Origin of the sequence: Pseudomonas sp. Irchel s3a10, assembly GCF_900187525.1 — a bacterium.
Lineage (GTDB): Bacteria > Pseudomonadota > Gammaproteobacteria > Pseudomonadales > Pseudomonadaceae > Aquipseudomonas > Aquipseudomonas koreensis_G.
Genome location: NZ_FYDR01000014.1, coordinates 60,219 through 75,105, shown reverse-complemented (window position 1 = coordinate 75,105; position 14,887 = coordinate 60,219). Strand labels below are relative to the sequence as shown.

Below are 14,887 nucleotides of genomic sequence, written 5' to 3'. Positions count from 1 at the left end.
ACCTTGGCCAACTGATCGAGGAAACCCTGCCTGACGGTGGTGTGCGGCGCTTTTCCTACGACGCGCTGGGGCGACGGACGACCACTTGCGACGAACACGGCGCGATCACTCGCCAGCAGTGGGACGCTGTTGGCCGACTAATTCAGACGACCTTTCCTACGGGCGCCACCCGCGCCTACAGCTACGGCGCCTACGGCCAGGTCACTGCCGAACGCGACGAACTCGGCCACATCACCCGCTACGAGTATGACGACGACCTGCACCTGGTCTCGCGCAAGATCAATCCCGACGGCACGCGGGTGCAGTACCGCTACGACCATGCGCAGTTGTTGCTCACGGAAATCGAGAACGAATCCGGGGAAAAGTACCGACTGGACTACACGCCCACCGGACTGATCCGACAGGAAACCGGCTTCGACGGCCGACGCACCGCTTACGCCTACGACCGCAACGGGCACCTGCTGGAGAAGACCGAGTTCGGTGATGACGGCTCAACGCTGGTCACCACTTACGCGCGTGATGCGGCCGGACGTCTGCTGCTGAAAACCCTGCCCGACGGGGTTGAGGTGGTTTACACCTACGACCGACTGGGCCGTTTGACCGGGGTCGATGACGGTCAGAAACATCCACTGGCCTTCGAATACGACCTGCAGGATCGGCTGATCACCGAGCATCAGGGCTGGGGCACCTTGCGTTATGCCTATGACGCCTGCGGCCAGCTCAAGCGCCAGCGTCTGCCGGACAACAGCAAGCTCGATTACCACTACGCCAAGGGCGGCGCGCTGACGGCCATCGACCTTAATGGCACACGGCTGACCCGCCACGTCTATCAGTCCGGTCGCGAACAACAACGCCAGCAAGGCCTGCTGCGCAGCGATTATGCCTACGACGAGCAGGGCCGATTGCAGCTGCATACCGTCAATCAGCAAACGCGCCCCTTGTACTTGCGCCACTACAGCTATGCGGTCAACGGCAATCTGGCCGGTATCGCCGACAGTCGACACGGCCAGCGCAGTTATTACTACGACGCCCTCGACCGGCTGATTCGCGTCCGTCACTCCCGCGACGAACTGCCCGAATCCTTCGCCCACGACCCGGCCGGCAACCTGCTGATGCAGGATCGTCCCGGCCCGACCCGGATCAAGGGCAATCGCCTGCTGATGCAGGGCGACCGGCACTACGACTACGACGCCTTCGGCAACCTGATCCGCGAACGCCGTGGCCGCGACCAGCAACTCGTCACCGAATACCGCTACGACTGTCAGCACCGCCTGATCGGCCTGACCCGCCCCGACGGCCAAACCGCGACCTACCAATACGACGCCTTCGGCCGACGCATCCGCAAGATCGTCGACGGCCAGACCACCGATTTCTTCTGGCAAGGCGACCACCTCGTCGCCGAAAGCAGCAAAACCCACCACCGCAGCTACGTCTACGAACCCGGCGCCTTCCGTCCCCTGGCGCTGCTCGACGGCAAAGGCCCGAAAAAGGCCTGCCCGTTCTACTACCAACTCGACCACCTCGGCACGCCGCAGGAACTGACCGACTACAGCGGCGAAATCGTCTGGTCAGCGCAGTACGACGCCTACGGCAAAGTCGCGGCGATCACCCTCGCGGGCGAGGACTACCTGGATCAGCCGCTGCGGTTTCAGGGGCAGTATTTCGATGCGGAAAGTGGGCTGCACTACAACCGGCATCGGTATTACGACCCGAGGTTGGGGCGGTATCTGACGCCGGATCCGGTGAAGCTCGCAGGTGGGTTGAATCAGTACCGGTACGTGCCGAATCCGACGGGATGGGTGGATCCGTTGGGGTTGGCTTGCAATCCGTGTCCGGGGGCAATACAAGCTGATGGGCCTTATAGCGAGATAGTGCCAGGTGGGGGCTTGGCTACGCATGAGGCTCAGGGCGGACACCTAATAATCAAACATATTGGTAGAACTGACGCGCAATTAGCCCAAAGATTAATGGCGGAGCCACATATTCCAGCAGCCTCCACATTTTCCGATCGCGCCGGAGCTGAGGCTGCTGTTTCAGAGGCTTTGAGGGTGAATGCGCAAAAGGTGCAAGATTTTTTAAATAGCAAAAAAGGAAAGACAACGATCACCCATCATCTCAACCAGCCAGTGGGAGTGAGCTTGCTCAATGGCGCCACACATCCTCAGTCGGCACTAAAGCTCCTGCTAGTTCTGAAAAAAGACCCTACACTCCCTTTGGGATATTTTTTGCTGACCGGATTTCCAGAGCTATGAATCACGAATTCCCAGAGCTTCACGACTTTTTTGGGGCCTACTTCCATCAAGACTGGCTAATAGAGTACGACACCCCTGATAAGGTTATTGCTGACTTCTTACAAGCTTCAGATCCGGAAATAATACTTTTGGTTTGTGAAGAGTTGCAGTCTTTGCTGAGTCAAAATAAAGATGAGTTGGCAGTAAGAGATTACTTGTTAAGAGATCTCAGTTGCTATTACTGCTATTGGAATAAGTGGGCTTCCGGTAAAGAGTGGTTAAGCTACGTGCTGGCTGTGCTGCAAAATGGAAAAAATTAGAGTGAAGTGCTCTTGTAAGTACTGGAGTTGTTTTTTTCAGATTTGGAAAGTGGTTATGTCGTCTGTGGAATCAGCGCTGGCCCATCAGTTGCGGCAATTGAAGGGCGGGGGCAGTAAGACTATCAATCACATGCACGCTATACCCCGGAACATTCTTCGCATGATGCTTCGCCTGCGAAGCCATTTCCGCGAGTTGGCTGGCATCCAGTTCTGCGCAGGCCTCGGGGTGCAAGTGGACTACGCCGATCGATAACGAGAGCAGCGGAAACTCCTGCCGCACACCTTGGCGATTCGGCGCGATGAAGCAGCCGGCCTCAAGATGCTCAGGGCGATAGAAGCGCCGGCATTGGCTCTGGAAGTCGTCGAGCAGTTGGTTGAGGCGTTTGCGCCAGTCTTCCGGGCCGAGCACCAGCAGGAAGTCGTCGCCGCCGATGTGGCCGACGAAGTCGCGGGACGGGTCGACGCGTTCGTTCAGACATTGCGCCAGGCACAGCAGGACTTCGTCGCCACGACCGTAGCCGTAGATGTCGTTGAAGGGTTTGAAGCTGTCGATGTCGACGTAGCAGATGATCGATTCGCGGCCCTGTCGCAGCAGGCGGGTCAGGCATTGCTGGATCGGCACGTTGCCGGGCAGCAGGGTCAGCGGGTTGGCGTAGCGCGCCTGCTGGATTTTCAGTTCGGTGATCAGTTTGAGCACGTCGATCACCCGGCCCAGGCCGAGATAACCGCCGTTGAGGGTGATGATGAAATCTTCTTCGATACGCTGTCGGGCGCGGCTGGTGATCAGGCGGCTGACCTGTTGCAGCGACTGGCTCATTTCCACGGCGAGGAAGTCGTCGTTCATCAGGCGGCTGATCGGTTTGCGCGCGAACAGGTCGGTGGCGAACGGTTTGAGCAGTGCGTCGGACAACGAATGGCGATGGACGATGCCGCACGGCTGGCCCTGTTCGTCGAGCACTGCCAGTGAATTCAGATTGGCCTGGCGGCGGAAGGCTTCCAGCACCGTAGCGGTGGGTGTGTCGCGATGCACCGCTGGTTGGTCGTTGAGCAGGGCGCTGAGATCGCTGCCTTCGTCGTTCAATGCCACGGCGCTGCTGTCGTGTTTCGGCATCAAGGCCCGGGCATCGCGGGGTGGATGTTCCTGTGGACGACCGAGCAAGTAACCCTGCACCAGATCGACGCCCATCTCGGTCAGCACCGCCAGTTCTTCCGGCAATTCGATACCCTCGGCAATCACCTGTGCCCGCGAAGCCTTGGCGATCTGCAGGATCGAGCCGACGAACTCGCGTTTCAACGCGTCCTGATGAATGCCGTCGATGAAGTGGCGGTCGATCTTCACGTAATCCGGGCGCAGCTCCGACCACAGGCGCAAGCTCGAATAGCCGGCACCCAAGTCATCCAGCGCAATCGAAAAGCCCATCGCCCGATAGTGATGCAGCGCGGTTTGCAGCAACTGGAAATCGTCGATTGGCGTCTGTTCGGTGAGTTCGATCACCACCTGACTCGGCGGAATGCCGAAGTCCTGCAACAGTTGCAGAGTGCGCCCCGGTTGGTGCGCGGCTTCGAGCAGGGATTCCGGAGAGACGTTGAGGAACAGCTTGCCTGGCAGTTGCTGTTCGTTGAAACGACGGCAGGCAGATTGGCGGCAGGCAATTTCCAGTTCGCTCAGGCGGCCGGCCTGACGCGCCACGGCGAACAGCGCGATAGGCGAGTGCAGAGGGCTGTTGGACGGGCCGCGGGTGAGGGCTTCGTAACCGAGAATGCGACGCTCGGAGAGACAGATGATCGGCTGGAACAGACTGTGCAAACCGCTTTGAGTCAGGATCGAGCTCAAGGCACTCAGCTGTTCGGTCGTGGTCATGGCAATCTCTGGCGATAAAAAAAGGACTGGGAGCGCTCCCGATGAAGAGAGTCGCTCCCAGTCCTTTATTTCACGACAGAATGATGACTGTTTGATGACGCTCCGGAGAGCGTCAGCACTAAATTGCCATCATCTTACTTCTTGGCCACCTGATTGCTCAGCTTCAGGTAATCCAGCAGGACGCGCCCGGTTTCGCTCAGGTAGGCGTCGTCTTCTGGTTTGATCTTGTCCGGCTCAGCCGCAGCCAGCGCGTCTTCATCTTCTTTCTTCAGCTCTTTGAGCGGCTCTTCGCCTTTGGCTTTGCGACGGATGTTTTCCATCGCCAGTTGCTTGGCGTCGATGTCCGTGTGCTGGGCACGGCGGTCGGCTTCGTTGAGGCTGACGGTTTTTTCTTCCATCAGCTTCTGCGCCAGGGCCAGCTTGTCGCGGATGAACACGAACTCGGCGTCCTTGGCGGTACGAGCGTCATGCTCGGACTTGAGCTGTGCCAGGTATGGCTTGAACGGATCGGAAGCCGGCTTGATCGCTGCCTTGATGGTGTCCCACGGCATGGCTTCCGGCAGGGCGCTTTCGCCGATTTCCTTGGTGTCGATGATCGACGGGTAGTCGATGTCCGGCAACACGCCCTGATGCTGGGTGCTCTGCCCGGAAACCCGGTAGAACTTGGCCAGGGTCAGTTTCAGTTCGCCATGGTTCAGCGGCTGAATGGTCTGCACGGTGCCTTTGCCGAAGGTCTGGCCACCGATGATCAGTGCGCGATGGTAGTCCTGCATGGCGCCGGCGAAGATCTCCGATGCCGAGGCGGACAGGCGGTTGACCAACAGTGCCATCGGGCCTTTGTAGAACGCGCCCGGGTTTTCATCTTCCAGCACATCGACGCGGCCATCGGCGTTACGCACGAGGACGGTCGGGCCCTTGTCGATGAACAGGCTGGTCAGCTCGGTGGCTTCCTGCAGAGAACCGCCGCCGTTGTTGCGCAGGTCGATGACCACGCCGTCGACTTTCTCTTTCTGCAGTTCGGTCAGCAGCTTCTTGACGTCGCGAGTGGTGCTCTTGTAGTCCGGATCACCGGCACGGAACGCCTTGAAGTCGAGGTAGAACGCCGGGATCTCGATGACACCGAGCTTGTAGTCCTTACCGTCCTGTTTGAGGTTCAGCACGGATTTTTTCACAGCCTGGTCTTCAAGCTTCACTGCTTCGCGAGTGATCGGCACGATCTTGCTGGTCTGGTCGTTTGGCGCATTGCTGGCCGGAATCACTTCCAGGCGCACCACGGTGCCTTTCGGGCCGCGGATCAGCTTGACCACTTCGTCCAGGCGCCAGCCCACCACGTCGACCATCTCTTTGTTGCCTTGGGCAACGCCGATGATCTTGTCGGCCGGTGCGACCTGCTTGGTCTTGTCGGCCGGGCCTGCCGGCACCAGGCGCACGACTTTCACCTGATCGTTGTCGCTCTGCAACACGGCGCCGATGCCCTCCAGGGACAGGCTCATGTTGATGTCGAAGTTCTCCGCGTTATCCGGCGACAGATAGTTGGTGTGCGGGTCGTAGGACATGGCGAAGGTGTTGATGTACGCCTGGAAGATATCTTCCGCGCGGGTCTGATCCAGACGCGCCAACTGGTTTTTGTAGCGCTTGGTCAGGGTTTCCTGAATCTGCTTGGAATCCTTGCCGGCGATCTTCTGCCGCAGCACTTCGTCCTTGACGCGTTTGCGCCACAGGTCGTCGAGTTCAGCGGTGGATTTCAGCCAGGGGGCGTCCTTGCGATCGATCAGCAAGGTCTCCTTGGTGGTGAAGTCCATCTTGTCGACGCCCTTGTTCAGCTCTGCAATGGCGAAGTCCAGACGCGCCTTGACGCGATCCAGATAGCGCTTGTAGATGGTGAACCCGGCGTTGAGGTCGCCGCTTTTGAGGAAGTCGTCGAACTGGGTCTTCCACTTGTCGAATTCAGCGATGTCGCTGGCCATGAAATAGCTGCGCGACGGGTCCAGCAGCTTGATGTAGCTGTCGTAGATGATCACCGAGCGCGCATCGTCGAGCGGCGGCTTGCTGTAGTGGTGACGCTTGAGCAACTCGACGACGTTGAGGCTGGCGATCACTTCGTCGCGATCAGGCTGCAACTTGTCCCAGCTGTTGGCTGCGAATGTAGTGCCCGACACCGGCAACAAACCGATACCGATGAAAAGAGCGAGGGCGGTGCTGGGGAGCAGATGCTTCATGCTGATTCGACGCGGGGACAATTGATAACGCATATTAGGCCGTCTTTGAAGTCGCCGGTTCTACGAGAGCCGGTCGCATAATGCAAAAAGCCCGGCGCTACAGCTTCGGGCTCAGTCCAGACTCACTATGGAGGCACTGTGAAGGCATTGCAAGGCGTTGAAGGTCAAGTGGCATGGGTTGAAGAGCCGAGCCCGGCGTGTGATGTAGGACAAGTGCGCATTCGTGTGGCGGCTGCCGGCCTCAATCGCGCCGATTTATTACAGAAAGCCGGGCTTTATCCACCGCCGCCCGGCGCCAGTCAGGTGCTCGGTCTGGAGTGTTCCGGGGTGATCAGCGAAGTCGGCGCCGGCTCGTCCTGGCAGGTCGGCGATCGGGTCTGCGCCTTGCTGGCCGGGGGCGGGATGGCTGAAGAGGTGGTGGTCGACGGACGGCACGTGCTGCCGGTGCCCGAGGGCGTTTCGTTGATCGAAGCCGCGGCATTACCTGAGGTTTATGCAACGGTCTGGCTCAACGTGTTTCAACTGGCGGCGCTGAAACCGGGCGAGAAAGTTTTGCTGCACGCCGGTGCGAGTGGAATTGGTTCAGCCGCCATTCAGCTGTGCAAGGCATTCGGCAACCCATGTTGGGTCAGCGTCGGTTCGGCCGAACGTCTGGCCTACTGCGAAGCGCTCGGCGCCCAAGGCGGCGCGGTGCGCAGCGATGATCTGGAGAGCCTGCGCGACTTCGGGCCGTTTGACGTGATCCTCGATCCGGTCGGCGGTAACTACGCAGCGCTGAACCTCAAGCTGACCGCGATCGACGGGCGTTGGGTGCTGATCGGTCTGATGGGCGGGCGTGAGGCGAAACTGGATCTGGCACAGGTTCTGGCCAAGCGCGTGCAGTTGCTTGGTTCGACGTTGCGCAGTCGTGATGATCAGTTCAAGGCGGATCTGTTGAGTGATCTGGGGCAACAGGTTTGGCCGCTGTTTGCCGAAGGGCGGTTGAGTCCGCAACTGGCCAAAGCCTTCCCGGTAAAAGACGCCGAAGCGGCGTTTGCCGAGCTGGCGAGCAACAAAGTTGCCGGCAAACTGGTGCTGGTGGTCGACGAAAGCCTGACCTGAAAACACCGAAAAACCTGTGGGAGCGGGCTTGCTCGCGAAGGCGGTGAATCAGACAAGAATTTATCGACTGACACTCCGCCTTCGCGAGCAAGCCCGCTCCCACATTTGGATCGATGTTTAGCCGGATTTTTCGGCAAGCTCCTTGCCACAGTCAATAATCCATATTTGGATCTTTGGTTATTTCCAGAGATGGATCGGCCAGCCTGCTTTTTCGGCATGCTCCAGCAGCACCGGATCCGGATTCACCACATGCGGGAAATCCACCTTCAGCAGCAACGGCAAATCATTGCGTGAGTCGGAGTAGAAACTCGCGCCTTCCAGATTCTCTTCCTCGGCGTCCAGCCATTCCAGCAGGCGAGTGATCTTGCCTTCGCGGTAGGTCAGCGTGCCGACGGTCTGGCCAGTGTAAACGCCGTGCGCGACCTCCAGCTCGATGCCGAGAATTTCGTCGATGCCCAGGCGCTCGGCGATCGGTTTGACCAGGTGCGTGCCGGAAGCCGAGATCACCAGGATCCGGTCGCCGGCCTTGCGGTGAGCGGCGATGGTTTTGGTGGCGTCGCTGAAGATGATCGGTTCGATAAAGTCTTCCACCCACGGGCCGACCAGGTGTTCGACTTCTTCCGGGGTACGGCCGATCATCGGTTCAAGGCTGAACGCCATGAAATCTTCCATGCGCAATTTGCCATGGCTGTAGGCGTCCATCAGCTCGTTGTTCTTGCGCATGAACGACTCGGGATCGACCCAGCCCAGGCGCCCCATCTGCTCGCTCCAGAGGGTGGCGCAGTCGCCGTGGATCAGGGTTTCGTCCAGATCAAAAATTGCCAGGGCCATCAGTGCAGTTCTCTCTTCAACGTCAGCAAAGTCATCAGGCTACCTCACACAGGGCCGTCGGATCGATGGAAAGCGCCAGACGCTGACCGTCGCGATGCAGATCCGCCGCGGAGCGGTTGAGCACGTCCACCACCAGCTCCACGCCACGTGCTTCGACTCGATAACGAATCACGTTACCGAGCAGGCTGTGGCTGCGGATCTGCGCATCGAGTTCGCCATTGAGGCTCAGTTCGATGGCTTCCGGACGAATCGCGATGCGGTGGTTGATCGGCCGTTGCAGCAGCTTCGAGGCGCTGTCCGCGTCGAGCAGATTGTAGTTGCCGATGAAACCGGCGGCGAACACATCGACCGGTGCGGTGTAGAGGGTTTCGGCATCGCCGCTCTGCACGATTTTCCCTTGGTTCATCAGGAAAATCCGGTCGGACATGGTCAACGCTTCTTCCTGATCGTGGGTGACGAAAATCGTGGTCAGGCCGAGTTCGCGCTGGATCTGCCGGATCTGTTCACGCAGGTGTTTGCGGATACGCGCATCCAGCGCCGACAGCGGTTCATCCAGCAGCAACAGGCGTGGGCGAGTCACCAGTGAGCGGGCCAGGGCCACGCGCTGGCACTGGCCGCCGGAGAGCTGATGCGGATAGCGGCTGGCGAAGTCGTTGAGTTCAACCAGTTTCAGCACCTCGGCGACACGCTTGTGGCTGTCGTCGGCATTGACCTTTTGCATGCGCAGGCCGAAGGCAACGTTCTGTTCGACGGTCATGTTGGGGAACAGCGCGTAGCTCTGGAACACCATGCCGATCCCGCGTTTCTGCGGACTCAGCGGCACGATGTCGACGCCATCAAGGAGGATCTTGCCGCCATCCACTGGCGTCAGCCCGGCGATGCAGCGCAGCAGGGTGGACTTGCCGCAACCCGACGGGCCGAGCAGGGTGACGAATTCGCCCTTGTTGATTTCGCAGTTTATGTCGCTGAACACGGTGGTGCCCGCGTAGTTTTTCTGCAGGTGTTGGACGCTGACATAGCTCATTCGCTTTTGTCCTTGTTCAAGATGTTGGCGATCCAGGTCAGGACCAGCACGAAAAAGAAGTACGAGATCACCAGCGCACTGGTGAAGTGGCCGCTGCTGTTGCGCATGTTGTTCAGATACACCTGCAGGGTTTCGTAGCGCGTGCCGACTAGGATGTTGGCGAACACGAACTCACCGAACAGGAACGAGAACGACAGCAGCAACGCGACCATCAGGCCTTTGCGCAGGTTTGGCAGCACCACCAGAAACGCGGCCTGAAAGGTGCTGGCGCCGAGCAGTTGCGCGGCGTCCATCAGGTCGCGCAGGTTGATCGCCTGCAGGTTGTTGGTGATCGCCCGGTACATGAACGGCAGCGCCACGGTGAAGTAGCAACCGATCAGGATCCACGGCGTACCGACCATCGCCAGCGGCCCGGAACCATAGAGCTGCAACAGACCCACCGACGACACCACCGGCGGCACCGCGAAGGGCAGCAGGATCAGGATGTTCATCAGCGCATCGAGTTTCGGGAAGTGGTAATGCACCACGAATAGCAGCGGCAGAATCAACACCACCGACAGCACCAGCGCACCGACGCACACCAGCAGCGACTGGCCGAAGGCATGCAGAAAGCGCGGATCGCTCCACAATTGGAGATACCACTTGAAGGTGAAACCGCTGGGCAGGATGGTCGCCGACCAACTGCTGGCAATCGAGTAGATCAGCGTGCCCACCAGCGGCAGCAGCAGAATCGCGAACAGCAGATAAACCACGACGCGGTGGTAGACGCCGGCCGGGCCGGATTCAGCGCGAGACATGGTAGCTCCTCTTCAGCAGCAGTTGATGCACGACGGTAACGATGGTCATCAACGCCACCAGCACCACGGCCAAGGCGCTGGCCAGATTCGGATCGAGGGAAATGTCCCCGGAAACCATTGCCGCGATGCGGATCGGCAGCACGTTGAAGTTGCCGGTGGTCAAGGCGTACACCGTGGCGTAAGCACCAAGGGCGTTGGCCAGCAGGATCACGAAAGTGCCGAGCAGCGCCGGGGTCAGCACCGGCAGACCGATGTGCCGCCAGAACTGCCAGCCGTTGGCGCCGAGCAGCGCGGCGGATTCGCGCCAGTCTTCACGCAGGGCGTCGAAGGCCGGATAGAGCAGCAGCACGCCGAGAGGAATCTGGAAGTAGGTGTAGAGGATGATCAGGCCGGTTTTCGAGTACAGGTTGAAGTCTTCAATGATTCCGGCCTGCTTGAGCATGATGGTGATGCTGCCGTTGAATCCGAGCAGGATGATGAACGCGAAGGCCAGCGGCACGCCGGCAAAGTTGCTGGTCATGTTGGCGAAGGCATTCACGAAGTTGCGCAGTTTCGAGTCGACCCGGCGCAGTGAGTACGCCCCGAGCACGGCGATGATGATGCCAAACACGCTCGACCAGAAACTGATCTCCAGGCTGTACTGAATCGCCTGCAGATAGAACTTCGAATTGAAGATCTTGCTGAAGTTGGCGAAGCCCCAGCCGAATTCTTCCGACTGCAGGCTATTGATCATCACCCAGACCAGCGGGGCGATTTCGAACACGATAAAGAACAGCGCGAACGGCACCAGACACAGGGCCGCCAGCCATTTGCCGCGAGTCATGGCATTCACTTGAGCAGCTCCCGGCACACAGGTTTGTCGTGAGGTACGCCGAGCAGTTCGCAGACCGTGCCGCAGATCTCGGTCTGCTTTGGCGCGGCGTCAGCATTCAGGCTGAAGGCGTCGCCGAGGACGAACAGCGGCACTTGGCGTTCTTCCGGCAGCAGGCCGTTGTGCGAGCGGTCGTTGTTCATGCCGTGATCGGCAGTCACCAGCACCTGATAACCCGCGTCGAGCCAGCCTTGCAGGTAGTCGGCGAGGATGATGTCTGCCGAGCGTGCGCTGTTGCGGTACTGCGAAGAGTCGAGGCCATGCTTGTGCCCGGCGTCGTCGATGTTCATCGGGTGGATCAACAGGAAATTCGGCGCATGGCGCAGGCGCAGGTGTTCCGCGTCGGCGAACAGGTGCGAATCCGGGTAGTGATCGTTCCAGTAGAAATGCCCGTGCTGGATCGGTAGCGCTGGATCGTCGGTATGACGGTCGCGGGCCGGTACGAACGGTGAGCGGTTGTACAGCTCGCTGACCCAGTGATAAGCCGCTGCGGCGGTTTTCAGGCCGGCGTCGCGGGCGTAGTGATAGATGCTGCGCTGATTGGACAGGCGCGCAACGTTGTTGTGGACGATGCCGCTGTCGATCGGCGGCACTCCGGTAAGGATGCATTCGTAAAGCGGTCGGGACAGGGCCGGCAACTCGCACTCCAACTGATAGAGCGCGGCGCGTCCTGCGCCAACGTAAGCCTGCAGATGCCCCATGGCGTGACGCGCGACCTCATGGCTGAGGCCGTCGAGCACGACAAGGATGACGTTGTGCTTCATAGGGGCAAAAACTCCGCGAAAACAGGAAATTTCAGATTCAACCTGGATCCCCTGTGGGAGCGGGCTTGCTCGCGAAGGCGGAGTGTCAGTCGATAGATGCTTGACTGATCCACCGCATTCGCGAGCAAGCCCGCTCCCACATTTGGATCTCCAATGGATCCCGAATCGGGATCTACAGGATTACTTCATCTCTACGATGACTTCTTCGTTCCACTTCTGCGGCAGGGCCTTGGAGGTTTTTTCCCAGGCGTCGGCGTCCTTGATCGGCGTGACCTTCTTGTACTGCTCGTTCGGCAGCAGCTTGGCTTTCACGTCTTCCGGCAGTTGCAGGTGTTCGGCGCGGATCGGACGAGCGTTGCCGCGGGCGAGGTTGGTCTGGCCGGCATCACTGAAGATGTATTCGCGGGTCAGCTTGGCGGCATTCGGGTTTTTCGCGTATTTGTTGATGATCGTGGTGTAGCCGGAAATCACCGAGCCGTCGGACGGGATCAGCACCACGTAGTCATCCGGGTTGGCCATCTTGGCCTTGTAGCTCAGGCCGTTGAAGTCCCAGACCACGCCGACTTCGATCTCGCCTTTTTCCATGGTAGCGATGGTCGGGTTGGCCATCGACAGACGACCTTGCCTGGCGATGTCTGCAAACAGCAGCAGGGCCGGCTGGATGTTCTTCTCGTCGCCACCGTTGGCCAGGGCAGCGGCCAGTACGCCGTTGGCGGCTTGCGCGGCGGTGCTCACGTCACCAATGGAAACCTTGTACTTGCCGCCCTTGAGGTCAGCCCATTTGGTTGGTACTTCGGAGCCGTGCAGCAGCTTCTTGTTGACGATGAAGGCGATGGTGCCGGTGTAGGCCAGTGCCCAGTTGCCGTCCTTGTCCTTGGCCCAGTCCGGGACTTGATCCCAGGTGCTTGGCTTGTACGGTTGCACCACGCCTTGCTTGACCGCGATCGGGCCGAAGGCCGCGCCGACGTCGCCGATGTCGGCAGTGGCGTTGTCTTTTTCGGCGGCAAACTTGGCGATTTCCTGGGCCGAGCTCATGTCGGTGTCGATGTGTTTCAGGCCGTAGGTTTTGGCCAGGTCTTCCCAGGTGCCTTTCCAGTTGGCCCAGTCATCGGGCATGCCGACGCTGTTGACGGCGCCTTCCGCTTTCGCAGCGGCTTCGAGGGTTTTCAGGTCGGTACCCGCCGCCATGGCGCCGGTGCACATTGCAATGGTCGAGCCTAACAGTGTTGCCAGGAAAAGCTGTTTCATTCCGAAGCTCCTTGGTCGTGTTCAACGCTGCGATTGCGGTTTGTGTTGGTCTAGGTCAGCAATACCTGAGCCAATTTAAGGGGGCTGGATGACACTTTGATGTCGGCGCTCGCCCGGCAGGCCTTTTATTGGTCCGGTTTCGGCGCTTGCCGGGTAAGCGTAGACCAAGGTCAAAGCCCCGACTGGCAAGGGACTTGGCCGATGTATTGCAAGTCGTGAGGACGACCGTCGGGCGGGTTTGTCATCTCTCGGTCATCTGCACTGCCTACGCTTGCAACACATGGAAACGGCTTGCAGGCCGTGCGATTTTTGCCCCGAAACAGTGCTGGTCTAGTCCAGATAGGTAACGTTGATGCGCGATGAGGCAACAAAAGCGGTGACAGCGATTGGTCAGGTGCTGCAGGAGCAACTTGATCACGGTCTGCTCGCGCCCGGGAGCAAGTTGCCGGCCGAGCGCAAGCTCAGTGAGTTGTTCGGTACTACGCGCATTACGGTGCGTGAGGCTTTGTTGCAGCTGGAGGCGCAGGGGCAGATTTATCGCGAGGAGCGCCGTGGCTGGTTCGTTTCACCGCCGCGTCTGGCGTACAACCTGATGCAGCGCAGTCACTTTCACGCGATGGTTAGTGCGCAGGGGCGGGTGCCGTCGACCGAGGTGATTTCGGCGCGCCTGCAGCCGGCTTCGGCGGCGGTGTGTGCGTGGTTGCAGTTGCCGGCGTTGTCGAGCGTGATTCAGATTTGTCGGTCGCGGCGGATTGATGGGCGGCTCGTTCTGTATGTGGAGCATTATCTGAATCCGCAGTATTTTCCGGGGATTCTGGGGTTTGATTTGAATCAGTCGATGACCGAGCTTTATGCGCGGCATTACGATTTGCACTATGGGCGGGTGCGGTTCGAGATCGTGCCGACGTCGTTGGCGGTGGATGCGGCGGCGGCTTTGCGGGTTTCTGTCGGGAGCCCGGGATTAAAAATTGCTCGGGTTAATTATGATCAGCATGAGCGGTTGATTGATTGTGATCTGGAGTTTTGGCGGCATGATGCGATTCACGTTGGTGTAGATGTTGTTTGAGCTTTTGGCCTTGGCGGCCTCTGGGCCGACCAGGCTGTTGGGTTCTGTGTGAATATCCGTTTCTTCGGGTGCTGCCGCTGACGGTTTCGCCCTTACGGCGAGTCACTTTGGCAAACGCCCCAAAGTAACCAAAGGTCTTGGCCCCGGCGTACGGCCCTCGCTTAGGCTCGGGTTCCTTCGTTACGGGGTTCATCCGGGCGCATCGCCTCCGGTTTGCTTCGCTGCACCTCCTCTCGATGTGTTTGGCTTCGCCAAACGTCGCTGCGCTCCCACCCCCGGATAAACCCCTCCACTCAGCCTGCCGATGGGGCCGGCACGGCAAGATCAAGAGCTGCAGCCGAGCTTGCGCTCATCCTGTTGAGTGGTGAAAAGCGTGCGGTCGGCTTTTGCTTTTCTGTAGGAGTGAGCCTGCTCGCGATGGCGGCCTGACAGCCGACCAATCTCCAACTGCCCACACCCAATCCACTGTGGGAGCTGGCTTGCCAGCGAAGGCGGCCTGACAGCCGACCAATCTGCAGCTGCCTGTACTCAATCCAACTGTGGGAGCTGGCCCG

At 59.5% G+C, this 14,887-nt stretch carries 12 protein-coding genes; 4 read left to right on the top strand and 8 right to left on the bottom strand.

The features are described from left to right. The coding region (locus tag CKW11_RS26275; protein WP_095140013.1) for an RHS repeat-associated core domain-containing protein at window positions 1-2,252 on the top strand (2,252 nt) is incomplete at its 5' end. Beyond that, entirely contained in the window at window positions 2,249-2,551 is a 303-nt protein-coding gene (locus tag CKW11_RS26270) for a contact-dependent growth inhibition system immunity protein (RefSeq protein ID WP_095140012.1), read from the top strand. The genes CKW11_RS26275 and CKW11_RS26270, both read left to right, overlap by 4 nt. Before the next feature lie 70 nt (window positions 2,552-2,621). Here the strand turns inward: CKW11_RS26270 and CKW11_RS26265 are convergent, their stop codons facing one another. Together CKW11_RS26265 and CKW11_RS26260 are read right to left on the bottom strand one after the other, a co-directional pair. Continuing rightward, window positions 2,622-4,412, bottom strand: a complete 1,791-nt coding sequence (locus CKW11_RS26265) for a bifunctional diguanylate cyclase/phosphodiesterase (RefSeq protein WP_095140011.1) — start codon at window positions 4,410-4,412, stop codon at window positions 2,622-2,624. 134 nt (window positions 4,413-4,546) lie between these two features. Further along, the gene (locus tag CKW11_RS26260; RefSeq protein ID WP_177440043.1) at window positions 4,547-6,631 is read right to left on the bottom strand and encodes a carboxy terminal-processing peptidase; all 2,085 of its coding nucleotides are present in this window, start codon (window positions 6,629-6,631) and stop codon (window positions 4,547-4,549) included. 138 nt (window positions 6,632-6,769) lie between these two features. On the opposite strand from CKW11_RS26260, the gene CKW11_RS26255 reads away from it, so the two are divergent. Further along, window positions 6,770-7,732 (top strand): zinc-binding dehydrogenase, encoded by a 963-nt coding sequence (locus CKW11_RS26255; RefSeq protein WP_095140009.1) that lies wholly within the window; start codon window positions 6,770-6,772, stop codon window positions 7,730-7,732. 177 nt (window positions 7,733-7,909) lie between these two features. Here the strand turns inward: CKW11_RS26255 and CKW11_RS26250 are convergent, their stop codons facing one another. The 6 genes from CKW11_RS26250 to CKW11_RS26225 all read right to left on the bottom strand — a co-directional run bounded on the left by CKW11_RS26250 (window position 7,910) and on the right by CKW11_RS26225 (window position 13,267). Next, on the bottom strand, window positions 7,910-8,563 hold the full coding sequence (locus CKW11_RS26250; protein ID WP_095140008.1) for an HAD family phosphatase: 654 nt from the start codon (window positions 8,561-8,563) through the stop codon (window positions 7,910-7,912). Between the two features lie 34 nt (window positions 8,564-8,597). Next, window positions 8,598-9,587, bottom strand: a complete 990-nt coding sequence (locus CKW11_RS26245; protein ID WP_095140007.1) for an ABC transporter ATP-binding protein — start codon at window positions 9,585-9,587, stop codon at window positions 8,598-8,600. Continuing rightward, a complete protein-coding gene (locus CKW11_RS26240; RefSeq protein WP_007965346.1) occupies window positions 9,584-10,384 on the bottom strand; it encodes an ABC transporter permease in 801 nt (266 codons plus the stop codon). Before CKW11_RS26240 ends, CKW11_RS26245 begins: the two co-directional genes overlap by 4 nt. After that, on the bottom strand, window positions 10,371-11,207 hold the full coding sequence (locus tag CKW11_RS26235) for an ABC transporter permease subunit (protein WP_166495653.1): 837 nt from the start codon (window positions 11,205-11,207) through the stop codon (window positions 10,371-10,373). Before CKW11_RS26235 ends, CKW11_RS26240 begins: the two co-directional genes overlap by 14 nt. Before the next feature lie 5 nt (window positions 11,208-11,212). Continuing rightward, window positions 11,213-12,019, bottom strand: a complete 807-nt coding sequence (locus CKW11_RS26230) for an alkaline phosphatase family protein (protein WP_095140006.1) — start codon at window positions 12,017-12,019, stop codon at window positions 11,213-11,215. A 180-nt stretch (window positions 12,020-12,199) separates the two neighbouring features. Continuing rightward, the gene (locus tag CKW11_RS26225) at window positions 12,200-13,267 is read right to left on the bottom strand and encodes an ABC transporter substrate-binding protein (protein ID WP_095140005.1); all 1,068 of its coding nucleotides are present in this window, start codon (window positions 13,265-13,267) and stop codon (window positions 12,200-12,202) included. A 352-nt stretch (window positions 13,268-13,619) separates the two neighbouring features. Here CKW11_RS26225 and CKW11_RS26220 point away from each other — a divergent pair, with 352 nt between their 5' ends. Next, window positions 13,620-14,333 carry a UTRA domain-containing protein gene (locus tag CKW11_RS26220; protein WP_095140004.1) on the top strand — a complete coding sequence of 238 codons (714 nt, stop codon included), beginning with the start codon at window positions 13,620-13,622 and terminating at the stop codon, window positions 14,331-14,333. Window positions 14,334-14,887 lie beyond the last annotated feature (554 nt).